This is a genomic window from Actinoplanes sp. NPDC048796, from assembly GCF_040650035.1.
Classification (GTDB): Bacteria; Actinomycetota; Actinomycetes; order Mycobacteriales; family Micromonosporaceae; genus Actinoplanes.
Window position 1 is genome coordinate 259711 of the sequence record NZ_JBEZGO010000009.1, and the last position, 23003, is coordinate 282713.

General features: G+C 72.3%; 26 protein-coding genes. 9 read left to right on the plus strand and 17 right to left on the minus strand.

Annotated features, from left to right (window positions below; translation table 11 throughout):
- Positions 1–121 precede the first annotated feature (121 nt).
- Positions 122–580, minus strand: a complete 459-nt coding sequence (locus AB0C26_RS32455; RefSeq protein ID WP_360255269.1) for an SUKH-3 domain-containing protein — start codon at positions 578–580, stop codon at positions 122–124.
- Positions 581–611: 31 nt separating this feature from the next.
- On the opposite strand from AB0C26_RS32455, the gene AB0C26_RS32460 reads away from it, so the two are divergent.
- Entirely contained in the window at positions 612–2591 is a 1980-nt protein-coding gene (locus tag AB0C26_RS32460; protein ID WP_360255271.1) for an AarF/ABC1/UbiB kinase family protein, read from the plus strand.
- On the opposite strand, the gene AB0C26_RS32465 is transcribed toward AB0C26_RS32460, so the two are convergent.
- The 3 genes from AB0C26_RS32465 to AB0C26_RS32475 all read right to left on the minus strand — a co-directional run bounded on the left by AB0C26_RS32465 (position 2581) and on the right by AB0C26_RS32475 (position 6451).
- A complete protein-coding gene (locus AB0C26_RS32465; RefSeq protein WP_360255274.1) occupies positions 2581–2997 on the minus strand; it encodes a hypothetical protein in 417 nt (138 codons plus the stop codon). The genes AB0C26_RS32460 and AB0C26_RS32465 overlap by 11 nt on opposite strands.
- A gap of 38 nt (positions 2998–3035) precedes the next feature.
- Entirely contained in the window at positions 3036–5465 is a 2430-nt protein-coding gene (locus AB0C26_RS32470) for a hypothetical protein (RefSeq protein ID WP_360255276.1), read from the minus strand.
- Positions 5466–5527: 62 nt separating this feature from the next.
- Complete coding sequence (locus AB0C26_RS32475; protein ID WP_360255278.1) at positions 5528–6451, minus strand: DMT family transporter; 924 nt, start codon at positions 6449–6451, stop codon at positions 5528–5530.
- A gap of 72 nt (positions 6452–6523) precedes the next feature.
- Between AB0C26_RS32475 and AB0C26_RS32480 the strand changes: the two genes are divergently transcribed.
- Complete coding sequence (locus tag AB0C26_RS32480; protein ID WP_360255281.1) at positions 6524–7462, plus strand: LysR family transcriptional regulator; 939 nt, start codon at positions 6524–6526, stop codon at positions 7460–7462.
- Here the strand turns inward: AB0C26_RS32480 and AB0C26_RS32485 are convergent.
- Genes AB0C26_RS32485 through AB0C26_RS32505 form a run of 5 tightly spaced genes read right to left on the minus strand, consistent with a single transcriptional unit; the run spans position 7404 to position 10278 of the window.
- Positions 7404–8006, minus strand: coding sequence for a DUF6346 domain-containing protein (locus tag AB0C26_RS32485; RefSeq protein WP_360255284.1), 603 nt, complete (start codon positions 8004–8006; stop codon positions 7404–7406). The two genes, AB0C26_RS32480 and AB0C26_RS32485, sit on opposite strands and share 59 nt — an antisense overlap.
- Before the next feature lie 22 nt (positions 8007–8028).
- Positions 8029–9048: a hypothetical protein gene (locus AB0C26_RS32490; RefSeq protein WP_360255286.1), complete on the minus strand. Its 1020-nt coding sequence runs from the start codon at positions 9046–9048 to the stop codon at positions 8029–8031.
- Positions 9048–9353, minus strand: a complete 306-nt coding sequence (locus AB0C26_RS32495; RefSeq protein WP_360255288.1) for a type VII secretion target — start codon at positions 9351–9353, stop codon at positions 9048–9050. The genes AB0C26_RS32490 and AB0C26_RS32495 overlap by 1 nt, the downstream gene beginning before the upstream one ends.
- Complete coding sequence (locus AB0C26_RS32500; RefSeq protein ID WP_360255290.1) at positions 9350–9736, minus strand: YbaB/EbfC family nucleoid-associated protein; 387 nt, start codon at positions 9734–9736, stop codon at positions 9350–9352. The genes AB0C26_RS32495 and AB0C26_RS32500 overlap by 4 nt, the downstream gene beginning before the upstream one ends.
- Before the next feature lie 59 nt (positions 9737–9795).
- Positions 9796–10278, minus strand: a complete 483-nt coding sequence (locus tag AB0C26_RS32505; protein ID WP_360255293.1) for a hypothetical protein — start codon at positions 10276–10278, stop codon at positions 9796–9798.
- 588 nt (positions 10279–10866) lie between these two features.
- Between AB0C26_RS32505 and AB0C26_RS32510 the strand changes: the two genes are divergently transcribed.
- A complete protein-coding gene (locus AB0C26_RS32510; protein ID WP_360255295.1) occupies positions 10867–11598 on the plus strand; it encodes a trypsin-like serine protease in 732 nt (243 codons plus the stop codon).
- A gap of 4 nt (positions 11599–11602) precedes the next feature.
- Complete coding sequence (locus tag AB0C26_RS32515) at positions 11603–12445, plus strand: polysaccharide deacetylase family protein (protein ID WP_360255298.1); 843 nt, start codon at positions 11603–11605, stop codon at positions 12443–12445.
- Here the strand turns inward: AB0C26_RS32515 and AB0C26_RS32520 are convergent.
- Together AB0C26_RS32520 and AB0C26_RS32525 are read right to left on the minus strand one after the other, a co-directional pair.
- On the minus strand, positions 12426–12665 hold the full coding sequence (locus AB0C26_RS32520; protein ID WP_360255301.1) for a hypothetical protein: 240 nt from the start codon (positions 12663–12665) through the stop codon (positions 12426–12428). The two genes, AB0C26_RS32515 and AB0C26_RS32520, sit on opposite strands and share 20 nt — an antisense overlap.
- A gap of 14 nt (positions 12666–12679) precedes the next feature.
- Complete coding sequence (locus tag AB0C26_RS32525) at positions 12680–13468, minus strand: SigB/SigF/SigG family RNA polymerase sigma factor (protein WP_360255304.1); 789 nt, start codon at positions 13466–13468, stop codon at positions 12680–12682.
- A 186-nt stretch (positions 13469–13654) separates the two neighbouring features.
- Here AB0C26_RS32525 and AB0C26_RS32530 point away from each other — a divergent pair, with 186 nt between their 5' ends.
- Together AB0C26_RS32530 and AB0C26_RS32535 are read left to right on the plus strand one after the other, a co-directional pair.
- Positions 13655–14305, plus strand: coding sequence for a lytic polysaccharide monooxygenase (locus tag AB0C26_RS32530; protein WP_360255306.1), 651 nt, complete (start codon positions 13655–13657; stop codon positions 14303–14305).
- A gap of 48 nt (positions 14306–14353) precedes the next feature.
- On the plus strand, positions 14354–14902 hold the full coding sequence (locus tag AB0C26_RS32535; RefSeq protein WP_360255308.1) for a hypothetical protein: 549 nt from the start codon (positions 14354–14356) through the stop codon (positions 14900–14902).
- On the opposite strand, the gene AB0C26_RS32540 is transcribed toward AB0C26_RS32535, so the two are convergent.
- Positions 14903–15718 carry an SAM-dependent methyltransferase gene (locus tag AB0C26_RS32540; protein ID WP_360255311.1) on the minus strand — a complete coding sequence of 272 codons (816 nt, stop codon included), beginning with the start codon at positions 15716–15718 and terminating at the stop codon, positions 14903–14905.
- Positions 15719–15828: 110 nt separating this feature from the next.
- Here AB0C26_RS32540 and AB0C26_RS32545 point away from each other — a divergent pair, with 110 nt between their 5' ends.
- Complete coding sequence (locus AB0C26_RS32545; RefSeq protein WP_360255313.1) at positions 15829–16989, plus strand: PQQ-dependent sugar dehydrogenase; 1161 nt, start codon at positions 15829–15831, stop codon at positions 16987–16989.
- A 3-nt stretch (positions 16990–16992) separates the two neighbouring features.
- Here AB0C26_RS32545 and AB0C26_RS32550 read toward each other — a convergent pair whose 3' ends face one another.
- Genes AB0C26_RS32550 through AB0C26_RS32570 form a run of 5 tightly spaced genes read right to left on the minus strand, consistent with a single transcriptional unit; the run spans position 16993 to position 21043 of the window.
- Complete coding sequence (locus AB0C26_RS32550; RefSeq protein WP_360255315.1) at positions 16993–17598, minus strand: hypothetical protein; 606 nt, start codon at positions 17596–17598, stop codon at positions 16993–16995.
- Complete coding sequence (locus AB0C26_RS32555) at positions 17595–18899, minus strand: hypothetical protein (RefSeq protein WP_360255317.1); 1305 nt, start codon at positions 18897–18899, stop codon at positions 17595–17597. Before AB0C26_RS32555 ends, AB0C26_RS32550 begins: the two co-directional genes overlap by 4 nt.
- The gene (locus AB0C26_RS32560; RefSeq protein WP_360255320.1) at positions 18896–19696 is read right to left on the minus strand and encodes an ABC transporter ATP-binding protein; all 801 of its coding nucleotides are present in this window, start codon (positions 19694–19696) and stop codon (positions 18896–18898) included. The genes AB0C26_RS32555 and AB0C26_RS32560 overlap by 4 nt, the downstream gene beginning before the upstream one ends.
- Positions 19697–19715: 19 nt before the next feature.
- On the minus strand, positions 19716–20513 hold the full coding sequence (locus tag AB0C26_RS32565; protein WP_360255322.1) for a hypothetical protein: 798 nt from the start codon (positions 20511–20513) through the stop codon (positions 19716–19718).
- Positions 20510–21043, minus strand: a complete 534-nt coding sequence (locus tag AB0C26_RS32570) for an RNA polymerase sigma factor (RefSeq protein WP_360255513.1) — start codon at positions 21041–21043, stop codon at positions 20510–20512. The genes AB0C26_RS32565 and AB0C26_RS32570 overlap by 4 nt, the downstream gene beginning before the upstream one ends.
- Positions 21044–21253: 210 nt before the next feature.
- Between AB0C26_RS32570 and AB0C26_RS32575 the strand changes: the two genes are divergently transcribed.
- Both AB0C26_RS32575 and AB0C26_RS32580 read left to right on the plus strand, forming a co-directional pair.
- Positions 21254–22348 carry a histidine kinase gene (locus AB0C26_RS32575; RefSeq protein WP_360255515.1) on the plus strand — a complete coding sequence of 365 codons (1095 nt, stop codon included), beginning with the start codon at positions 21254–21256 and terminating at the stop codon, positions 22346–22348.
- Entirely contained in the window at positions 22345–22998 is a 654-nt protein-coding gene (locus AB0C26_RS32580) for a response regulator transcription factor (RefSeq protein ID WP_360255324.1), read from the plus strand. The genes AB0C26_RS32575 and AB0C26_RS32580 overlap by 4 nt, the downstream gene beginning before the upstream one ends.
- Positions 22999–23003: the final 5 nt, after the last annotated feature.

A 23003-nucleotide genomic window follows, 5' to 3' on the forward strand; every position in this document is an offset into this window, starting at 1 on the left:
GTGCCGTCAAACGCTAAGCATGGAATAGAAGTGAGTCAATACTTGACACGCTATTCACATTCCGGAAATCGCTAAAGACTGTTACGGCGATACCGGCGTAACACTTTTACCATTGCGATTTTTAACAGCCACTGCACCGCTGCTGTCGTACCGGCCGAGGCATGACACCGCGGCACAGGGCGATCAGCCCGGCATCGGCCGGACCGTCGAACACGGCCAGCCAATCGACGACCAGATAGAGCGATCCCCGGTCGTCGATACCGAGGAAGAACCGGCCGTGGTCGAGCTCGCCCAGCGGGTAGAGGGACCGGCCGAGGATCTCGCTCCACTCCCGGAACCGGTCCTCCTCGCCCGCGCACAGGGCCGGATCCACCTCGAACGGCTCCTTGGCGGCGGTCCGGCCGAAGCCGTGGACGTCCACCGCCAGACCACCGAACTCGGCCAGGAACGCCCGGGCCGCCGGATGCATGGTGATGCCGTCGACGGCGTCCCGCCACGGCGTGGTGTCGACCCGCCGGCCGGGAAACCAGCCGGCCCGGCGCAGAGCCCTGTCGACCCCGCGCGGAAACCTGTCACCCATACCGCAGATCCTGCCGTTATCGTCACTCCTCGTGGAACGAGCCCTGTCGATACTGTTGTTCGTCCCCATCGTCGTCGTGACCGTGCTGGCGTTCGCCGCGGTCATCCGCCGGCTCCTCGGTGTCCGGGTCGGTTTCGTCCGCGCCCTGCTGGCCGCCGTGCTCGCCATGATCGTGACGGCGCCGATCCTGTCCGCCTTCGCCCCGGCCGACCCCGGGACGGTCAGCGGCGGCGAGGCTTTCCTGCTGGCCACCGCGTCGCTCATCATCGCCGCCCTGCTCGCCATGGCCGCGCTGGTCGTTCTCGAGGTGCTGCTGCCCACGGGGTCGCTGCCGGGGCCGGTCGAGGCCGCGCGGGGCCTGCGGCGCCGGATCGAACGCACCCGGCGCTACTCGACGATCGTCCGGATCGTGCTGCGGCACGGCCTGGGCCGGTTCCTGCGGGGGCGGCCGCAGCCGGGCCCCACGTCGGCGGCGGCGCGGCGGCGACTGGCCCGCTCGCTGCGGGCCGCCCTCGACGAGGGCGGCGTGACCTTCGTCAAGATCGGGCAGCTGCTGTCCACCCGGCGTGACCTGCTGCCGGCCGAGTTCATCGAGGAGTTGACCGCGCTGCAGGACCGGGCCACCCCGGTCCCCTGGCCGCAGATCGAGGCGGTCCTCGCCGCCGAACTGGGCCGGCCGGCCGCCGAGGTCTTCCGCGAGATCGACCCGGAACCGCTGGCCGCCGCGTCGGTGGCCCAGGTGCACACGGCCCGGCTGGCCGACGGCACCGAGGTCGTCGTGAAAGTGCGGCGGCCCGGCATCGCCCGGATCGTCGAACGCGACCTGGACATCCTGCTCCGGCTGGGCGACATGCTGGAGGAACGGACGGCCTGGGGCCGGGCGTTCGGCGTACGCGGTCTGGCCCGAGGATTCGCGGCGGCCCTGCGCGAGGAGCTGGACTTCACCGTCGAGCGCGACAACCTTCAGGCGATGGCCGCCGCGCTGGCCGGATCGCCCGAACGTGGCGTGCGGGTGCCCACCCCGTACCCGCGATTGAGCTCCGAAAGGGTCCTGGTGATGGACCGCCTGCCGGGCACGCCGCTCGGCGCGGCCGCGCCGGACCTGAACCGTCTCGACGAGCGGCGGCGCGCGGAGATCGCGTCCGGCCTGCTCGACAGCATGCTCGACCAGATCCTGGTGCACGGGATCTTCCACGTCGACCTGCACCCGGGAAATCTGCTGCTGACCGCCGACGGCGCGCTCGGCATGCTCGACCTGGGCTCGGTCGGCCGGATCGACGCGGTGACCCGGACCGCGATCGGCCGGCTGCTGCTGGCCGTCGGCCGCGGCGACTCGGTTGCGGTCACCGACGCGCTGCTGGAACTGCTCGACCGGCCCGGCGACGTCGACGAGCGGGAACTGCAGCGGGTGGTCGGCGCGCTCATCGTGCGGTACGCGGCACCGGGCAGCACGGTCGGCGTCACGGCGGTCACCGCGCTGCTGACCACCTTCGCCGCCCACGGACTCGGTGTGCCGCCGTCGGTCGCGGCCGTGTTCCGGGCGGTCACCACCCTGGAGGGCACGCTGTCCCTCGTACATCCACAATTCGATCTGGTCGGACAGGCGCGCTCGTCGGCCGGCCGCCGGATCGCCGACACCCTCACCCCGGACAACCTGCGCGACGCCCTGGAACAGGAGCTGAGCACCATCCTGCCGATGCTGCGCGGACTCCCCCGCCGCGTCGACCGGATCGGCGACGCGATCGAACACGGCCGGCTGCGCCTCAACGTCCGGCTGTTCGCCGACGACCAGGACCGGCGCCTGGTCACCGGCCTGCTCCATCAGGTGCTGCTGACCGTCATCGGCGCCACCGCGGGCGTGATGGCCGCCCTCCTGCTCGGCACCGACGGCGGCCCCCGGGTCAGCACCGGCGTCGCCCTGTTCCCCCTGCTGGGCTACGGCCTGCTGGTCGTCTCGGCCGTCCTCATGCTGCGCGTACTCGTCACGGTCTTCCGCGGGACTAGTGATTGATGATGTTGCCGCCCTGGACGCCCTGCGCCGTGGAGTTCGGCGCGCCGGCCGTGACGTGCATGACCCAAAGGTTCTGCTCGGCCGGCAGCCGCTCGCCCAGTTGAGTGATCAAGGTGCGGAGCTCGTCCGCGACCGCGGGCTCCTCCTCGATCAGGTCGGCCAGCCGCGTCTGCCAGATCACCCGCTGACGGCTCCGGACGGTGTCCCGCTCGGCGACGGACGCCCGCTCGACCTCCGCCGCGGACTCGTCGAGCCGCCGTTGCGTAAGCGCCGCCCGCTTCGCGTCGTCCCGGCCGAAGAGCCGGCCGATTCCCTCCCGCGCCATCTTCCACGCCTCGGTGCCGGCGGCGGCCGCCACGGCCGTCCCGCCCGCTTCGGCCAGCGGCAGAATCCATTCCAGAGACATGAACCGATTGTGACCCGGCGACGCCACCCGGTCGATGGTCAGGTCGCGAACCCTCTGATGAGGAAGCCGGCGACGATCTCGTCGATCGCATGGTCGTCGTGGTCGTCCTCGCCGTCCGGACCACGGTAGAGGCGCTCGGCGGCCTGAGCCGCCGCCCGCTGGTCGTCCGGGTCGCCGCAGCATCGCGAATACGCCAGCAGGATGGCCGCGTGCAGGTGCCGGTTACGGCGGCCGTCCCGCTCGATCAGCCAGCTGGAGACGGCGTAGGCCGTGCGAAGCCGCTCCACGGCTTGGTCCCGCCGCCCGGCCCAGGCCAGCAGAACGGCCCAGGTGCTCAGCGCCCGGGCGGCCCGGGGCAGCAGGGTCACGTCGGCCTGGCTCAACCGGCCGAGTTCGGTCACCGCCCGGTCCGCCGCCTCCAGCCGCACCACAAGGGGCAGCCGGCGCGAGAGGGCGACGGCCGACCAGGCGTCGATCAGGTCGAGAAGGTACCGGTCGTCCGGCGCCTCCCGGTTGACGCGCAACCACGTCTCGGCGGCCTCCCGGGCCACGGCGGCGGCTTCGCTCTCGGCGAAGGTAGCCCGCCGGTAGGTGGCCTCGGCGGACAGCGACCGCGCGAGCCGGACCGCCTGTTGCTCGTCGCCGTCCGCGAGTCTGCGCCAGAGCTCGGTGGCATCGGCCTGATATCTCGCGGCCGCCTTCGACAGCCCGGACGCCTCGGTCAACAGCGCGTGCTGACCGAGCTGGGCGGCTCGGTCGGCGTCCAGCACCCGCGCCTCCCGCCACAGGGCGAGCGATGTCCGCGAGTCCTGCAGCGCCTCGCCCAGCCGGCCCAGACCAGCCCGGATCTCGGCGCGGCAGCCGTAGGCGCGGGCCAGCTCGGCGCCCGGCCGCCGCGCCCAGTGCGCGATCGCCAGGTCGACCGGCTCCTCGGCCTCGGCCAGATGCCCGGCCACCAGCAGGCGCCGGGCGAGGCGGTAAGCGAGGGGAGCGTAAAGGGCGACTGGGTCGGTGCGTTGCTGGCGCCGGTAGAGACGCCTCGTCAATACCGCCAGCGGCTCCATCAGGTCCGGCGGGCCGTCCATCGGCATGACGGCCTCCAATGCCGACAGCGTGGCCACGTCCAGACCGCGGAGCCCGGCCAGCAGACTCAGCACGGGGCCGCCCGCCGCCAGCGCCGCCTCGGGATGGGCCCGGAGCAGCGCGCCCAGCTGTTCGTGGCCGAAAGCGGGCCACCGCTGGGCCACGCTGACCGCCATGGCCAGGAAGGCCGGAACCCGGTGCCACGCGGGCCCGGCCAGGGCAGCCAGCACCTCGGGCAGCCTGCCGGCCGTCCACGGATCGGTCTCAAATCCCCGGTGACCAGTCGACTGCAGCGCGACGTAGTCCTCGGCCATCCGATCCGGCTGGATCGGCGCGAAGGCGTCGGCCGGATAGCTCATCCGGTGGTCGTCGAGCATCCGGGACACCTCGTCGCCCGGCGCGGCCAGACCGGTCGAGGTCAGCAGGGCGGCGGCCTCGGCGTACCCGAGTGGACCGGCCAGGCACGCCAGGTAGACGATCCGTGCCATCGTCTCCGGGCGGGTGCCCACGACCGCCCGCTCGTGCAGCTCGGACCAGTGGTCGTACTCACGCTCCAGCAGATACGCCGACAGGACGCCCGGATCGGACGGGATGTCCTCCCGGCGATCGGCCGCGTAGACGGCGGCGAGCGCGGCCATCTGAATCTCGAGCGCGGTCGGATTCTCCGACCAGGCTTCCGGTGGTACGGCCCGGAGCCCACCCGGAATGTCCAGAGCCCGGGCGAAGCCGTCCCGGGCCGCCTCGAAAAGGCGCTCCCGCTGCCCGGAACCGGGTGGCAGCGGCCCCAGCGCCAGCGCCTCGGCCGTCACGCCGAACTGTCCCCGCAGGAACCGGCTGATCCGCCGCCACCATCCGCCGGAGGGCCGGGCGAGCAGCAGGATCCGGGCCGAGCGCTCATGCAGCCGCTTGTCGGCCAGCAAGGCCCGCAACGTCGGCACCGGCCAGCGTTCGGCGTAGTCCACGACCACGAGCCGGCTGGACGATCCGATCGGGGCCGGCCGGACGTCCACTCCTCCGCCGGGCGTGGCGGTCAGCGGCGTCCAGCCGTCGGCGACCGACCGGACCGCGAACTCTCCGGCCAGACGCGTCTTGCCCTGCCCACCGGTGCCGTGGATGAGCATGACGCCGAACCGGTCCGGCGCGTCGCGCCACCCGCCCAGCCGCTCCAGCTCCTCGACCCGGCCGTGGAAGGCGACGAACCGGTGGGCGTCGGCTAGCAGCCGGCTGGGCTGACGGCCGAAGTCCTCGGGGACGGCCGGCGTGCCGGCGCCCAGCGGGTCGAGCCGGAAACCGGGATCGGGCCGATAGACGTGCAGGTCGCCGCCCTGCACGAAGTTGACGACGCTGCCCGGGGCTGCGCGTACAGTGCTGTCGAAGCGCTCCATGACCACCCCGCCCGATACGGTCCCTAGGGTGAGCGTCCTCTTCGATCGGCCCGTACGCGACATCACCGTCCACTCGGGTACGTAGACGACGTCGCCCAGGCGCGGCGGCGGCTCACCGCGCCGCTCCGGTAGCCGGCCTCGACGCGCTGGCCGTAGTAGGTGCCGGCGAGGACCAGGGCGATGCCGGCGACCGCGACCGGGGTCAGGCGTTCGCCGGCGACGCCCACGCCGATCAGCACCGCCCACACCGGCTCGGTGCCCAGCAGCAGGCTGGCGCGGGCCGCCGACGTACGGCGGATCGCCCAGAGTTGCACCAGGAACGCGAAGACGCTGCACCCCACCGCGAGATAGAGCACGCCGAGCCACTGCCCCGGCCCGAAGGCCCGCACCGCCGCCGGCAGGGCGGGCGCCGCGAGCAGCGTGAACAGGACGGCCCCGACCACCATCTGCACCCAGGTGAGCGTCACCGTGTCGTACCGCCGGCCGTCCGTCAGCCGTCCGGAGAGCGTGACGTGGGCCGCGCGCACTACGGCGGCGGCGAGCATCAGGGCGTCGCCGGCCGTCGGCGCGCGCAGACCCGGGCCGGCCACGAGCAGGACCACGCCGGCCACCGCGACCGCCGCGCCGGCGAAGAACCGGTGCGGCAGCCACCGCCGGCGCACGGCGCCCTCCAGCACCGGGGTCAGCAGGATCGTCAGGCTGATCAGCACTCCGGCGTTGGTGGCGCTGGTCATCGACACCCCGTACGTCTCCAGCACCAGCACCGTCGCCTGGGTGACGCCCAGCAGCGCACCGACGCGCAGCTCCGGGCGACTCGGCCGCCGCCCGGCCATGGCCGGCGCCAGCGTGAGCGCCGAGGCGGCGAAGCGCAGGGCCAGCACGGCCAGGACCCCGCCGGCCAGGACGAGGGTCTGCGCGGCCAGGTAGCTGCTGCCCCATACCACCGCCACGGCCAGCAGCAACAGATCGGTGCGGCTCATCGACATGGTCGCAGCCTGCCGCCGGGTTATCGTGAAGACAAGACGCGTCCCTTTGAACCAACGATGTAGTGAGCCCTAATGGATCTGCATCACCTGCGGCTGCTCCGGGAACTCGGCGACCGGGGCAGCGTGGCCGCCGTGGCCCGGGCGATGCACATCACCCCCTCGGCCGTCTCCCAGCAGCTGCGGTCGCTGCAACGCTCGGCCCGGGTGCCGCTCACCGAGCGCAGCGGCCGCCGCCTGGTGCTGACCGAGGCGGGCCGGGCCCTCGCCGCCGCGGCGATCGACGTCGCCACCGCGCTCGACCGGGCCGGCCGGGCGGTCGGCGCCTACCTCGACGACCCGGCCGCGCCGGTCACGGTGGCCGCCTTCCACAGCGCCGGGCTGACCTACTTCGGGCCGCTGCTGGCCCGGACCGGCCTGCCTCCGGTGCGGTTCTCGGACGAGGACGTGGCCCAGGCCGGCTTCCCGGCCCTGGTCGCCGACTACGACCTGGTGCTGGCGCACCGGCTGGCGCACAGCCCGCCCTGGCCGGCGGACCGGCTCACCGTCGTGCCGCTGGTCCACGAGCCGCTGTACGTCGCGATGCCCGCGAACCATCGGCTGGCGGCGACCACCACGCTCACGGCGGCCGACGTCAGCACCGAACCGTGGATCTGCGTCCGCGAGGGCTTCCCGCTGGAGGGCGTCCTGACGGCGATCGCGGCCGCCGCCGGCCGTCCCCTCGACATCGTCCACCGGGTCAACGAGTTCACTGTGGTGGCCGCGATCGTGGCGGCGGGTGGCGGGCTCGCCCTGCTGCCGGGCTACACCAGCCGGCCCGAGCCGGGCGTGGTGCTGCGCCCGCTGTCCGACCTGCCCGCCGCGCGGCACATCGACGTGCTCACCCGGCCCGAAAGCCTGCACCGGCTCGCGGTCCGCACGGTCCTGGGCGCGTTGCGCGAGACAGCGGCCGTTCTCACCGGCGCCGGAACAGGCGCTGGAGGGCTCCCTGGGCCAGGGACCACAGGGCGATGATCGTGATGACGCCCGGGATCGCGGCCACGACGAACAGGATGATGCCGAGCGTGGCCAGCAGAGGCCGCGGCTCGAAGTCGGGGCGGGAGTAGGTGGGACCGCTGCGGCCGTAGCCGTTGTTGCCCAGCTCGACTGTCGTGCCCACCTCACCGGCGTGGAACAGGTGGGGCTTGTCGAAGTAGGAGCGCTGGTGGACGCCGTCGTTCCACTCGACCGAGACCAGGCACTCGTCCCAGTATCCGTAGATCACGCCGACCGGGCCGCGCCGCTCGCACGACTCGACCTTGGCCTGGCCGACCCGGCGGGCGTCGTCGAAGTCCTTGCCGTTCAGCGACATCAGCGTGAACGCCGTCTGGAAGATCACCACCAGAGAAAGGACAAGACCGGCGAGCTTGAGTACGGCCTTCAGCCGCCCCGAACTGCCCGGCTGGACCGGGGACACCGTCGTGGCGTCGGCCGCCGGCGGCGGCTCCGGGGCCGTCGCCCGCTGGAGCCTGTCCATCCGCTCGCGGAGCTCGCGCATGCGCTCGGATTCTTCAGCCACGGAAGCGGCACTCCTGTCTCGGTCAGAGCGGAAGATCGATCGCCGGTGGATCCTTCGGTGTCATCTTGTCCAGGGTCGACCCCGCGTTCTGCGACCCGTTGGCCCGGGCGGAGTTGACGATGGTCTCCTTGATCACCGTGCCCACCGTGCCGTGGATGGCGGTGTGCCCATCGCTGATCTTCGAGAACGCCGTCTGGTACGCCTTTCCCCACTCCGCCAGGCCACTGGTCGGGTTTACCATCCGGGTGCCCGCGGCTTCCAGTCGGTAGGCGCCAACAATACTGGCGCCGTGCGCGGCTTCCCGCATCTTCACGGCCAGGGTCTCCATCAGGCCGCCGAGCCTGCCGACCTGCTGGGCGAGTCGCCTGATGACCGTGGTCAGCTTCTGCAGCACGCTGACGATCTTCGAGGTGCACTCGGCCACCAGCACGGCGACCTCGGCGACGATCTTCGGGATCGTCACGACGAGGAGTGATTGCAGGGCTTTCGAGATGATGGCCCCGATGATCTCGGCGATGATGTCGCGGAGCGTGTTGCGGACGACGCCGATGATCGCGCCGGCGGTGATGGTGCGGTTGGACAGCGCCTCGCACGCCTCGCCCAGGGCGGCGACGTTCGTCGCGTGCTCGGCCGCCCGGTGCCGGTAGGCGTCCGCCGACTGCGCCGTCCACTCCGCGGTGCTGGACTTGACGTCGTCGACGAAGGTCTCGACCGACTTGAACAGCTCGGTCTGGACGTTGCGCCAGGTGATCGCGTGCGCCTCGATCTCCTTCGGGTTGCCGCACAGGTCGTCCAGCGGCTTACGCAGCACCTCCACGTGCTCGATCAGCCAGCCGACACCGGCCGCGAAGATCGCCTGCAACGGGTCCATGACCGCGCCCAGCGCCCCGAGCGCGGTCGCCCCCGCGTTGCCGGCGGCGCCGCCCCACTCGCCACCGAGGGCCGAGTCGATCGTGCCGACCGAGGACTCCACCAGACCGGCGCCCTCGTACCACTTGCGGTCCGCGTCCGGGGCGGCCAGCTCGGGCCGGTTGTCGGCCATCACTTGCCCCCGAGCCGGTGGGCCGCGTTGGCGTCGGTGATGTCCATGTCGTCGGCCGTGGCCCGGATCAGATCGGCCAGCGTCTGCGCCGCGGTGGCGGCCTCTTTGATGCCGCCGACCAGATCGTCCTGGACCGGGTTCAGCTTCCCGGCGAACCAGCCGAACATCACCCCGTACGCGTCGTTGCTGGCCCGCACCCACGCGCCGGCCTGCGCACCCTTGTCGATCATCGCCCCGGTCTCGTCGACCACGCCGGCGTGCCGGCGCATCGCCTCGGAGTTGATCTGAATGTCGGGCTGAGTCATGTCCGGCGCCCCTCGTCGTCGTCCTCGACCGGCTCGGGGAACCGCTCGGCGTACGTGCTGCTCAGGAACGAGGCGGTTTCCGAGCCGCCCCCGTAGATCTCCGAGGCCACCTCCCTCATGGACGCGGCGAGCTGGGCTTGGGCCCGGCGCGACGTCCGCAGCACCAGCGACGCGAGCTCGTCCAGCGGAAGATCACGAGCCGCGGCCCCGAACGCGAGGCTGGCCAGACCACCGGACGAGTCCACGGTCAGCCGCACCTCACCGTCCGGCGAGGACGCCGAGACGACGTTCGCCTCCAGACGGCGGCTCAACTCGAGCGACCGCGCCACCTGCGCTTCCGCCTGTAGCTCGAACGAACGTACCCAGTCATCCGGCGTCGTCATCCTGTCGTCTCCCCCCGGCCATCGACCACTGTCGCAGGGTTGCGAAACTGGACGTACGACTAGGGCAAGTCCCAGGTCGGTGCTTGAGCTGCGGCCAGAACGTGCCAACCGGCTGTGCCGCCCCGCAACGGCCACGCGCGCGTGGCGCCGTAGCGGGTCTCGATGGTACGGAGGTTCTCGGCGAGACGGCGGTTGACGCCGGCCAGCGCCTCCGCTGCTCCCGGCGTGTGCCGGGCCACCTGACGTTCGATGGCCTCGGCCGACGCGCTGTAGTTGTTCAGCGCGGTTTCTGTATCCCGGGCGATCTGCTCGGCGTTCACCGACGACAGCGCCAGCAGCGGGGGTTCCGTGTCCTCGGCGAGCGCGGCGACAAGCCGGTCGTGGCCGTCCAGGATGACGTAGCAGTCGAGCCCGCTGATCCACCAGAGCAGGATCGGTGCGAGGACTCCGGCTTCGACCTGCTTACGGTACGACTTGACCCGCCCCGCGTTCCGGCCGCTCAGCGGGCGCAGCGGCAGGACCCGCCAGGCTCCGTTGTCCACGAACCAGTCGATATAGCCCTGGCTTTCCGGCACGAGGAGCTCTCGCCATCTTTCCGCCGGGGTGGATGCCCGGCCGACCGGCCGCAGGTGGGTGGCCTCGGGACTCAGCGCCCAGCGGCCGGCGTGCAGTGGTCCACCAGCGGTAGCGGTCAGCGCTCGGGCGAAATGGTATGCCCACCGGCCATGCCGGACGACGCTTGACTCCTCGGACCCGACGGCCGCCGCTCGCGCGGCGCGGACAGGGGGGATCGGTGACCGGAAATGACCGGTCACCGCGTACTCCACGCCGGAGCGGTCACGGTCGACATGGGCCAAGAGGGCGACGGCGTCGTTCTGACGAAGCGCGAGGCACCCCCGGCCCGCGGCTTCCACTCTCAGCGCGGGAACAGCCGGCTGATCGATGTCGAGGACGAGCGCTTCCCCAGGTCTGCCTGCCACGACCCCATGATCGGTCAGCAGCTCGGGAAACGCTCACCATTTTGTTCGGTGCCGGGCGGGTCAGGGGGTGGCACGAATCGGGGAGATCGTCTTGATCAACTCGGATTAGCGTCGGGCGGGCCTGCTCCGCCGATGTGAAGGAACCGTGCCATGTTCTCTCGACGATCGTTCGCCGCCCTTGTCGCCGCCGTGGCGGGTGGGGCTGCCCTGGCCGTGTCGCCGGTCACCCCGGCTCAGGCGATCGTGGGTGGCAAGCTCGCGACGAGCGCGCCCTGGGCCGTCCGGGTCTACGAGGACGGTCAGCCCATCTGCACCGGCGCGGTGGTGGCGCCGCGGTGGATCATCACGGCCGGGCACTGCGTTCGGTTCGACAACTCCGACATCAGCTTCCGGGTCGGCCGGCTCGACCAGCGCCGGGGGCAGGTGGTGAAACGGATCCCGGGGCACACCGTGTTCGCACCGAACGCCGACGTGGCACTGGTGGAGATCCCGCCGGTCAAGGTCACCCCGATCCCGCTTCCCGCCAAGACGGCCACGCCGGCCAAGCGGGGGACGCTGCTGACCGTTCAGGGCTGGGGCGCCACCTGCGAACCGAACGAGAGTTCGTGCCAGTCGAACCTGCTTCGGCAGGCAACCGTCCGCGTGATCGCGCACACCGACAAGCGCTGTGATCTGCTCGCCGGCACGGCCGACTACTGCGCCGAGAAGCGGTCCGGCCTTCCGGTGGGCGGCGACTCCGGGGCGCCCGCGCTGACGTACACCAAGAAGGGCCGCGCCGTCTTGGCCGGTGTCTTCACCGCCTCCGACCGGGAGGCTGTCGTCGCCGTCGCCGACATCACCAAGGCGCGGGCCTGGGTCGCCAAGACGATCGGCGCGAAGTAGACCGATGGCGATCCTCCGCAAAGCCGTTCCCCTGCTCCTGATCAGCGCTCTCACCCTGTCCGCCTGTTCGCACGGCGAGACGCGAGCCCCCGGCGAGACCCCCGCGCCGAGCCCGTCCTCAGCCACGGCGGCCCCCAGCACGCCGGCGCCGCCGCCGTCGTCGGCCCCGGTCTCACCGAGCCCGACCGCGAGCGCGAGCTCGAGCGCGACCGCGAGCCCGAGCGCGACCGCGCGAGGCTCCGGCCCGGCCGGCAGCCTCATGACGACCGGCTCGGCCGCTGTCGCCCTCACCTTCGACGACGGGCCGGACCCGGTGCAGACGCCGAAGATGCTCGCCCTGCTGGCCCAGTACCACATCAAGGCGACGTTCTGCCTGATCGGCGAGAACGTACGCCGAAATCCCGAGTTGGTACGGCGGATCGTCGCCGCCGGGCACACCCTGTGTGACCACACCTGGAGCCATAGCCTCACCATCGGCAAGCAGCCGGCGGCGGTGATCGAGTCGGACCTGCGGCGCACCGCCGACGCCATCCACGCCGCCGCGCCGAACGCGGAGCTGAAGTATTTCCGCGCCCCGGGCGGCAACTTCACCCCCCGGCTGGTCGGCGTCGCCGCCCGGATGGGGATGACCTCCCTCTACTGGAAGGTCGATCCCCGCGACTGGAGCCACCCGCGCGGCGAGACACACCAGCAGCATCAGCAGCGGGTGATCGACATCGTGCTCCACCGCACCCACCGCGGCGCGATCGTCCTCTCGCACGACTTCAACCAGCCCGACACGATCGCGGCGTACCGCACGATCATCCCCGCGCTGAAGAAGAGAGGGCTTAATTTCGTGGCCCTGTGACGCGGTGCCAGAGGTCGGCGCCGTGGCCGGCCGCCTCGGGGCCGGCCTCGTGCGAGCGGTCGCGCCCGGCCCGCAGGAACAGCGCGGGAAACCGGTCGCGGTCGTCGGCGCCGGACCGTCGGCGTCCAGGTCGTTGCCGGCCACCGCCTGGTCGAGCCGCACCCGCGAAGTGGCCGGGTACCGGCACCTCGCGCGGCCGGGCGAAGCCACGATCACTCACCGGTCGAGTGTGGCTCAGCCGTCGAGCAGCAGGCGCAGCTTGGTGAGGGACTTGGCCAGCAGGCGGGAGACGTGCATCTGGGAGACGCCGATCTGCTCGGCGATCTCGGCCTGGGTGCGGTTGCCGTAGAAGCGCAGCGACAGCAGCTGTTGTTCGCGCTCGTCCAGGCTGGCCAGGGCCGGGCCGAGGGCGATCCGCAGCTCGGCCAGTTCGTAGCCGTGGTCCTCGGTTCCGATGGTGTCGGCCAGCTCCTGGGAGTGGTCCTCCCCGACCGGGGTCGACAGGCTGGTGGTGCTGTAGGCCCGGGCTCCCTCCAGTCCCTCCAGCACGTCCTCCTCGCTCACGCCCAGGTGAGCGGCGACGTCGGCGACCGTCGGGGGCCGCCCCAGGTCGTGGGTCAGCGTGCCGTTGGCGGCGCTGATGGCGATCCGTAGTTCCTGCAACCGGCGGGGCACTCGGATGGCCCACGACCGGTCGCGGAAATGTCGCTTGATCTCGCCGAGGATGGTGGGGATGGCGAACGCGGCGAAGTCGGTGCCGTGCGAGATGTCGTACCGGTCGACCGCTTTGATCAGGCCGACGAGCGCGACCTGCACCAGATCGTCGGTGGGTTCACCACGGCCGACGTAGCGGCGCGAGAGGTGTTGAGCGAGCGGAAGCCACGCCTCGATGACTCTCTGGCGTAGCCGCCCGCGCGCCGGATCACCGGCCGGGGTGGTCGCGAACGTGGTGATCAGAGCACTGGCCTGGTCGCGGTCGACGTCGATATGGGTGCGGTGTGCTGAGACAGCCGAAACCTTCATCAGGGTCTCCTGCCGAACGTGCGGTCCCCGCCGCCTCGGCCAACCTATCCCTTCAGACGACCATGCGCTAGCCGAACGGATGAGGAGATACACATGGCATAGACGTCGGTTGATATTTGGACAGTTTGGTGCAACTCTCATTGGGAGCGCTCCCATCATCCGATCACCGACGAATGGAGGCATACCGTGCGTCCACCCGCGAACCCCCGTCATCCCCTCCGGGTGCTCGCCGTGGTTCTCGCCACGCTGATCAGCACGCTGTCCTGGGCCGGCACAGCCCAGGCACACGGCACGATCGTGAGCCCGGCCACCCGCGCCTACCAGTGCTGGCAGGCCTGGGGCAGCCAGCACATGAACCCGGCCATGCAACAGCAGGACCCCATGTGCTGGCAGGCCTTCCAGGCCAACCCGGACACCATGTGGAACTGGATGAGCGCGCTCCGGGACGGCCTGGGCGGGCAGTTCCAGGCCCGTACGCCGGACGGCCAGCTCTGCAGCAACGGCCTGGCCCGCAACGACAGCCTCAACCAGCCCGGCGCCTGGCGGCAGACCAACCTCGGCCGCAACTTCGCCGTCCAGCTGTACGACCAGGCCAGTCACGGCGCCGACTACTTCCGCGTCTACGTGAGCAAGCAGGGGTTCAACCCGGCCACCCAGCGCCTCGGCTGGGGCAACCTCGACTTCATCACGCAGACCGGCCGGTACGCCCCGGCGCAGAACATCTCGTTCAACGTCTCGACGTCCGGCTACACCGGGCACCACATCGTCTTCGTCATCTGGCAGGCCTCGCACCTCGACCAGGCCTACATGTGGTGCAGCGACGTGAACTTCACCTGATCGACTCCGGCCCGGGCCGTCGGCGGCCCGGGCCGGTGAAGGGCCGACATGTCTTCGCACTGGTACCGCAACCGTTACACCGGGGTGGCGGCGATCCTGCTCGCGGTTTCGGCCGGCGCGGCCGCCCTGGTCCACTCGCCCGGCTCGGAGGCCGAGCCGCCCGATCTGCGCACGCAGATCACCGACCGGATGCGCGTCACGCTCGAGAAGTCCGACCCCGGTCAGCACCACCACGCCGGCCACGCCACCACACCGGGGACCGCGCCGGTGATCTGCGGGGTTCACCTGTACGGCTTCGAGCCCGCCGGAGCCACGGAACTGGCCGAGGTCCGTACGGTCTACGGCTTCCACCTCTGCGGGGTGGCCGAACGGAAGAGCCCCTGGGACGTGGCGGTCAAGCTGGCCGGCCCGGTGATCGTCGACATGGCCACCGACCCGCCCGGCATCCAGCCGGTCGAGGCCACCGAGGACGTCCGCTTCGTCGACCGGCTGCGCCAGATGTTCCCCGGCCCGTACGCCGAACTGGCCCAGAAGGAGGCGCTGACCCCGGACGAGATGACCGAGCTGCGCCGCCGTTACGACGACGCGGCCGGGTAGTCACCTCGTCCGCGCGACCGCCCCGTACCCGGTGGCCTCGGCCGGCGTGGGCCGGGGGCCGGGACCCGGCCGCCAGTCGGAGACCGAGACGATCCCCGGTTCCAGCAGGTCGAGGCCGTCGAAGAAGCGGGTGACGGCGGCCAGCGAGCGCGGCGAGAACACCGGCTTGATGTTCTTGTTCACCGCGTTCATGGCCGCGATCGTCGCCTCGTCGAGCGGGTCGAAGGTGGCGTGCGACAGCACGAGATAGCTACCGGCCGGCAGGGCCGAGACCAACTGCTTGACGATGTCGTACGGGTTCTCGTGCTCCTCGACGAAGTGCAGCAGCGCCACCAGCAGCAGCGCGACCGGCTGGGAGAAGTCCAGCGTGTCGCGCAGGGCCGGGTCGGACAGGATCTTCTCCGGGTTTCGGGCGTCGGCGTCGATGTAGGCCGTGGCGCCCTCGCGGGAGCTGGTCAGCAGGGCCCGCGCGTGCACGAGCACCAGCGGATCGTTGTCGACGTAGACGATCCGTGACTCGGGCGCGATGCCCTGCGCGACGTCGTGCACGTTCTCGTTGGTGGGCAGGCCGGTACCGATGTCGAGGAACTGCCGGACGCCCGCCTCGGCCGTCAGGAAGCGCACCGCCCGCTGCATGAACGCGCGGTTCTCGCGGGCCGCGGTGCGGATGTGCGGGAAGACGGCCGCGATCGCCTCGGCGGCGTCCCGGTCGGCCTGGAAGTTGTCCTTGCCGCCGAGCCAGTAGTCGTACCGGCGCGCCGGGTGCGGCCTGGTCACATCGAGGCGCTCAGAAATGTCCGGGCTGTCGGTGCTCACCAAGGTCCCCTGTCATCCGTGACGTCAGGCCGCCGATCGTAGCCCGCCCTTGAAATATTGACGATTCTCAATGTAACGTGGGAGCGCTCCCAATCGGTTAGGAGTCGAACATGTCGCGCATGGTCACCCTGCTGGCCGGTCTGCTCGTACTGGTCCCGTCCGCGGCCGCCGTGTCGCGCACCCGCCCGGCGCCCCTCGCCGAGCTGACCGTGACGTCCGAGCAGGTGGCCTCCGGCCTGCGGCGCCCGATCGCGATCACCGGGCTGCCCGACGGCCGGATGCTGATCGCCGAGAAGGCGGGCACCGTCCGCGCCTACCATCCCGACACCGGCCTGGCGCCCGACCCGGTGCTCGATCTGACGGCCCAGGTCGACATGTCGGACAACGAGCGCGGCCTGCTCGGCATCACGCCCGCGCCGGACTTCACGCGGACCGGGATGCTGTACGTGTCGTACACCAGCCTGCCCTCCGGCACCCTCACCCTGGCCCGGCTGCCCCTCGGCGCCCCGGAGCGGCGCCAGGTCCTGCTCACCCAGGAGCACGCCGAGTACGGCAACCACAACGGCGGCCAGGTGGCCTTCGGCCGCGACGGACTCCTCTACTGGTCCACCGGCGACGGCGGCCACGCCAACGACCCGTTCAAGTCCGGCCAGGACCTCGGCACCCTGCTCGGCAAGATCGTGCGGATCGACGTCAACCGCGCCTGCGGGCCGAAACCCTACTGCGTGCCCGCCGGCAACCCGTTCGTGCGGAAGCCGGGCGCCCGGCCCGAGATCTGGCTGTACGGGCTGCGCAACCCGTGGCGCTTTTCCATCGACGTCGACAACTCGCTGTGGATCGGCGACGTCGGCCAGGGCCTGGTCGAGGAGATCGACCACATCCGCCCCTGGCAGGGCGGATCCAACCTCGGCTGGTCCTGCAAGGAGGGCACTCCGGTCTTCGACCAGGAGCAGTGCAAGGCCGGCGTACGGTACGTCGACCCGGTCTTCGAGTACGAGCACTACATGACCGAGAGCTGCTCGGTGACCGGCGGCGTGGTGTACCGGGGATCCCGCACCCCCGAGGCCCGGGGCACCTACATCGCGAGCGACTACTGCTCGACCCTCGCGTTCGCGGTGCGCCCCAAGCCCGGCGGAGGCTACGAGTCCGCCACGATCGGCACCTTCCCCACCCAGCCGACCGCCTTCGGCACCGACGTCGACGGCGAGCTGTACGTCCTCAGCGACTACCCGGGATGGCTGAGCCGGGTACGGATCGACGCCGGCGCCTGAGCCTCACTGCTGGGCGGCCTCGGCCGGTGACCGCGGGGCCGGACCGCGGGCCGCGTAGGCGACCAGGCCGCCCAGCGCGAACAGCACCGCCGTCACGGTCGCGGCAGTGCTCGACGGTGGCTGCGCCGGCCAGGTCAGGACCTCACCGGCGACCGGCGCCGAGCGGGGGAACAGAACCGCGGCCATCGTCCAGACCAGCGGCAGGAACCAGGCGCGGGCGGTGCCGAGCGTCGCGGCGCCCAGGGCGGTCAGGCCGAGCAGCCCGGCCGTGTCCCGGGCCACCAGCTCGGCCGGGCCGAACCGGGCCCCGGTCGCCAGCGTGGCCAGCAGCAGCACCGTCACGAGCAGGCCGGCCGCGAGCAGATGGGCCGCCCGGCGCGGCAGCCACGCGAACGCGGCGGTGCGTTCCAGCTCGTCGTCGGGGCCGCCGAAGGTCGCCGTCAGGCAGACGATCAGCAGCATGACGGTCAGGACGACCATCTGCTCGCCCATCTCGGGGGTGTCGGCGAGCGCCAGCCCGAGCGCCCACAGTCCGAGGAAGCAGGCGACGGCCGCGGCGACCGCCACCGGAACCCGCCGGGAGCGCAGGTACAGCGCGAGCCATCTCATTGCCTGCCCCCGGTCAGCAGTCCCTCGGCGGCCGTGCACGTCACCGCGGCCTGGCGCACCGCCTGAACGCGGGCCACCGCCTCGGTCTCGGGCAGTTGCCGCAGTCCCTGCCAGAGCCGCACCGCCTCGCCGAGGTAGTCCGCCTCGTACCCGTCGATCGCCGGCTTCGTGCCCAGCAGCCAGTGCGCGGCCGCCAGGCGTTCGGCCGGCGCCGGGCCGTTCTCGCACGCGGGCGGGCCGTCGAACGCCCCGCTCACCACGTCGTCGAAGACCTCGGCCCGGTCCTCGCCGGCCCCCACGCTGATCAGCACGGTGTCCGCCCGGAACTCCGGGTACGTCTCCGCCCGGTAGGTCGTGGTGTTCTCGTTCACCCCGGTCGGGGCGCCGGGAAGCTTCGCCAGCACCTTCAGGCCCTCGCGGGCCGGACCGGCGACATCGTCGATCCGCCCGGCGTGAACCCGGGCCACGCATACCCGGGGTGTGCCGTCGGTGCAGACGAGCTCCTGGGCGACCGGGTCGACCGCGTCGGTGACGATCCGGTTCTGGTGCGGCATCACGACGATGGCCAGCACCGCCCCGGCCGCGAGGGGCAGCAGCGCCGCCGTACGGGCCCGCCAGCCGGTGGACGTGAGCAGGACCACGGCCGCGCCGGCCAGCGCGGCCAGCCAGACGGCCTGCGCCCCGCTGACCCGGGACGGCACATCGGCGTACGAACCGGGCATGTTCATCTCGTAGATCGGCGAGAAGACCAGGGCCAGCCAGCCGCGCGGCCGGGTCATGGCCGGGATGGTCAGCAGCAGCCCGAGGCCGGCCAGGCCGAGCGCCGGCGCCACACCCCGCCACGGCAGGAGGCGGCCGACCGCCACCCCGGCCCAGACCGCCGCGACCAGCGCCAGCCCGCCCACGGCGGTGACGACGAAGAACCGGGCCGGGAAGTACTCGGCGCTCCGGGCGATCCACAGCCCGCCGGCGACCCCCATCAGCAGGTAGCCGGCGACCACCCCGACCGCCATCGCGCCCAGGGTGGGCAGCACCCGCTGCGCCGCCGGGCGCGGGGTGCTGGCCAGCAGCTCACCGACCCGCGTGCGGTGCTCGCGGCGGCCCTGCCAGGCGCCGGCGGCCAGCGCCAGCGGCCACAGCACGGCCAGGAAGAGCCGCTGCGTCATGGCCAGCTGCATCCACCCGGTACCGAAGCCCGCCCCGGCGTCCAGAACCAGCAGCAGAATGCCGACCACGGCCAGGGCCAGGGCCGATCCGAGCGCCGCCGAGCGGCGCAGCTCGATGCCGAAGACGTGGCTCACCGGGCGCTCACCGCCCGGTCGCGGCGCAGCAGCGCCGAATAGCCGCGTTCGGCCGGGCTGTCACCCGGGTCGCCCGGGCCGCCTTGGGCGATCAGGTCGTCCGGCGTGCCCTGGTGGACCAGCCGGCCCTCGTTGACCAGCACCACGTCGGTGCAGGCGGCCACCACGTCCTCGACCAGGTGGGTGGAGACCAGCACGCAGCTGTCCACCCCCACGTCGCGCAGCAGCTCGCGGAAGTCGAGACGCTGCTCGGGGTCGAGGCCGACGGTGGGCTCGTCGAGCAGCAGCACGGCCGGGTCGTTGACGATGGCCTGCGCGATGCCGGCCCGGCGGAGCATGCCGCCGGACAGGGTCTTCATCCGGGCGCCGGCCTTGGCCTCGAGGCCGACCCGTTCGATGGCCCGCTGCGTGGCACCGGGGATCGCGGTCTTCGGCATCTCCTTGAGCCAGGCCATGTACTCGACGAACTCGCGCAGCGTGAACCGGGGATAGAAACCGAACTGCTGCGGCAGATATCCCAGCCGGCGGCGGACCTGACGCAGGTCGGCCCGGCCGTCGACCGGCTCGCCGAGCAGCCGCAGCCGCCCGCCGGCCGGCTTCAGCACGGTGGCCAGCGCGCGCATCAGGGTGGTCTTGCCGGCGCCGTTCGGGCCGAGCAGGCCGTGCACGCCGGTGCCGAGGGTCAGGTCGAGCCCGTTGACGGCGAGGTGCCGGCCCGCGCGTACCCGAAGGTCCTCGGTGTGAATGGCCCAGGGGTGGAGGGTGGGGGCCGTCTCGGCCGCGCTCACCGTACGCATGTCGTTGCTCCTCAGCGAATCAGTTACGGCTGGACAGCCGGCGGAAGGTCGGGGCCTGGATCGCGGCGAAGCCGCACAGGGCGAGGGTCAGCAGCACCCAGCCGAGGGAGCTGCCGGGCTGAAGCACCACGGGCATGTCGGCGGTCACCACGGTCGGCAGGATCACGGCCAGCGTCCAAGCGGCGCCGAGTACGACGGCGGCCCGGCGCACCCCCGCGTACGCGCCCACAGCGATCGTGGCGGCCGTGAAGGCCAGGCAGGGCAGCAGGGTTACGGCCAGCGAGACGCCGGTGTGGCTGCTGGCCAGGGCGAGAGCCGGCACGACCACGGACAGCACCGCCGCGGTCCGCCGCAACAGCATGGCCAGCCCGGACCGGGGCGTGCCGGCGATCAGCTCCCAGGCCGGGTCGTGCCGGCGGCTCCACGCCACCGCCACCCCGGGCAACGGCGCCACCGGCGCCAGCAGGGCCACCAGCGACGGGAAGGCCGGCTGCACCGCCTGGAGCAGCGCGGCGCAGGCCAGCACCGCCACCGTCATGGTGAGCCACGGGACCAGGTGCCAGACCAGCCAGCGGTGGCGGGCCGGCGCCCAGCGCCGTCGCGGGGCGGGAGCCGGTCCGGTCGCGATCCCCCGGTCGACGCCGACGGCGATCCGGTCGAGCAGTGCCCGCGTGTCGTCGGTGGCGTAACCGGCCATCAGCGACCGGCAGTCGGCGCAGCTCTCCAGGTGCACCTCGACCGACCAGGCGGTGACCTCGTCGAGGGCGGCCTCCCGGTCGGCGTAGCGGGCGATCACGGCCAGGCTCGGATGGGTCATGAGAGGGCCTCCCGCAGGGCGATCCGGGCCCGCCGGGCCCGGGACTTGACGGTGTTCTCGGGCACGCCCAGCAGGACGGACGTCTCGCGCACCGAGAATCCGTCGAGCACCATGGCGCGCAGGACCTCGCGGGCCTCCGGCGGCAGCTCGAGCAGCGCCTGCTCCAGCTCGTGGCCGACCCAGCCCGCCAGCACCTCGTCCTCGGCGGCCGGGGCGACCGTCTCGGCCAGCGGCACGGCCGGCAGCTGCGCCTGGCGGGCCCGCCGGCGGAACGCGTCGACCAGGCGGTGGGCCGCGATCGTCCAGAGCCAGCCGGCCGCGCTGCCCGAGGTGGCCTGCCCGGCGAAGCTGCCCGCGGCCCGCCAGACGGCGAGGTAGGTCTCCTGCATGACGTCCGCGACCACGTCGTCGTCGGCGCAGCGGCGGCGCAGCCGGGCGAGAAGCCACGGCGACGTCCGCCGGTACAGCTCGTCGAAGGCGCGCCGGTCACCGGCGGCGGTGCGGCGGACGAGTTCGGCCTCGTCCAGAATTCGTCTCACACCAAGCAAGACGTCAGTCTCATCCCCCTCGGTGCGGTCGCGGCTGTGACCTGGGTCACTCATGCGCGTGTCCCCCACCCGAGCTACAGCGAACTGTCCACTCCCCGGTGACGATTTCGAGCGTACGGCTCCGTAGTTTTCCGGCATGCGCTTTCTCGTGCGGTTGGTCGCCGTCCCTACCGTCCCTACACTCGCCGAGTGATGAGCCCCCGCCGGCTGGATGTCACGGTCCGCGACCTGCCCCTCGCCGTGTCCCTCACCGCCATCGCCCTCGTGCCCGCCTGGCACCAGCACGGCACCCGGCTGGCCGACCTCGTCCCCGAGCGGCCGTTCGGCCTGGTGGGTGTGCTGGTGGTGGCCGTCGAGTGCCTGCCGCTGGCGGTACGCCGGCGGTGGCCCACCGCCGCGCTGGCCCTCGTGTTCGCCGGGTTCACGTTCGACCAGCTCCTCGGCTATCACACGGTCGGCGGCACCGCACTGGCCGTCGCCCTGGTCAGCGCGGGCGCGCACGCGCAGCGCCGCCGGCGGGCCACCATGGTCGCCGCGTCGGCCGGATTCGCCGTGCTGATGGCCGCGCTGGACCGGATCGGCCGGGTGGGGGCGGCCGACGTGGTGCTGTTCTACGTGTCGCTGGCGGCCTTCTGGGGCATCGGCTCGGCCCTGCGCGTCAACCGGCTCGCCGAGACCGAACGCACCCGGCACGCCGAAGAGGCGGCGCGCGCGGCCGAACGAACCCGGATCGCCCGCGAACTGCACGATGTGGTGACCCACCACGTGACCGCGATGGTGGTGCAGACCGAGGCCGCGCGTTACCTGACCGCGGCGCCGGACCGCCTCGACGAGACGCTGGCCGCCGTCAGCGACACCGGGCGGCAGGCGATCACCGACCTGCGGCATCTGCTCGACGTCCTGAACCCCGGGCACGGCGGCGAGCTGCGGGCGCTGGTCGAGCAGACCCGCCGGGCCGGCCAGCCGGTGGAACTTCTCGAGCAGGGCACCCCCGGCGGCGCCGAGGCCACGATCTACCGGGTGGCGCAGGAGGCGCTGACGAACGCGCTGAAGTACGACCACGGCGCGCGGACCACGGTCGCGGTCCGCTACGGCCCCGAGGAGGTCGACGTGCGGGTCAGCACCGACGGCTCCGGGGTCGGCACGACGGCCCCCGCCGGCGGCGGGCGCGGGCTCCGCGGCCTGCACGACCGGGTCGGCACCCTCGGCGGCGACTTCGCCGCCGGCCCCGAGCCCGGCGGCGGATTCGTGGTGACGGCCCGGATCCCGGTCGGGGCCACGTCGTGATCCGGGTCCTGGTCTGCGACGACCAGCCGCTGATCCGCACCGGCTTCGCCACCATCATCGGCGCCCAGCCCGACCTCGAGGTGGTCGGCGAGTGCGGCGACGGCCACGCGGCGGTCCGCCTCGCCCGCGAGCGCAACCCGGACGTGGTGGTGATGGACGTCCGGATGCCCGGCCTCGACGGCATCCAGGCCACCGCCCAGCTGGCCGGCGCGGACGTCGCCCACCCGGTGAAGGTGCTGGTCGTGACGACGTTCAACATCGACGAGTACGTCTACCGCGCGCTGCGCGCCGGCGCCAGCGGCTTCCTGCTCAAGGACGCCCCACCGGCCCAGCTGCTGCACGGCATCCGCACGGTCGCGGCGGGCGCCGCGCTGCTCGCCCCCGAGGTGACCCGCCAGCTGGTCGGCCGGTACGCGGCCCGGATCCGCCCGCCGGGCGACGCGGCACCGGGCGACGTGCCACTGAGCGCCCGCGAACTTCAGGTGCTGCGCCTGCTCGCCGACGGCCTGTCCAACAGCGAGATAGCCGCCACCATGGTGATCAGCCACGAGACGGTCAAGACGTACGTCTCCCGCATCCTCACCAAGCTCGGCCTCCGCGACCGCGTCCAGGCCGTCGTCTACGCCTACCGCCACGGCCTGGTCACCTGACGGCA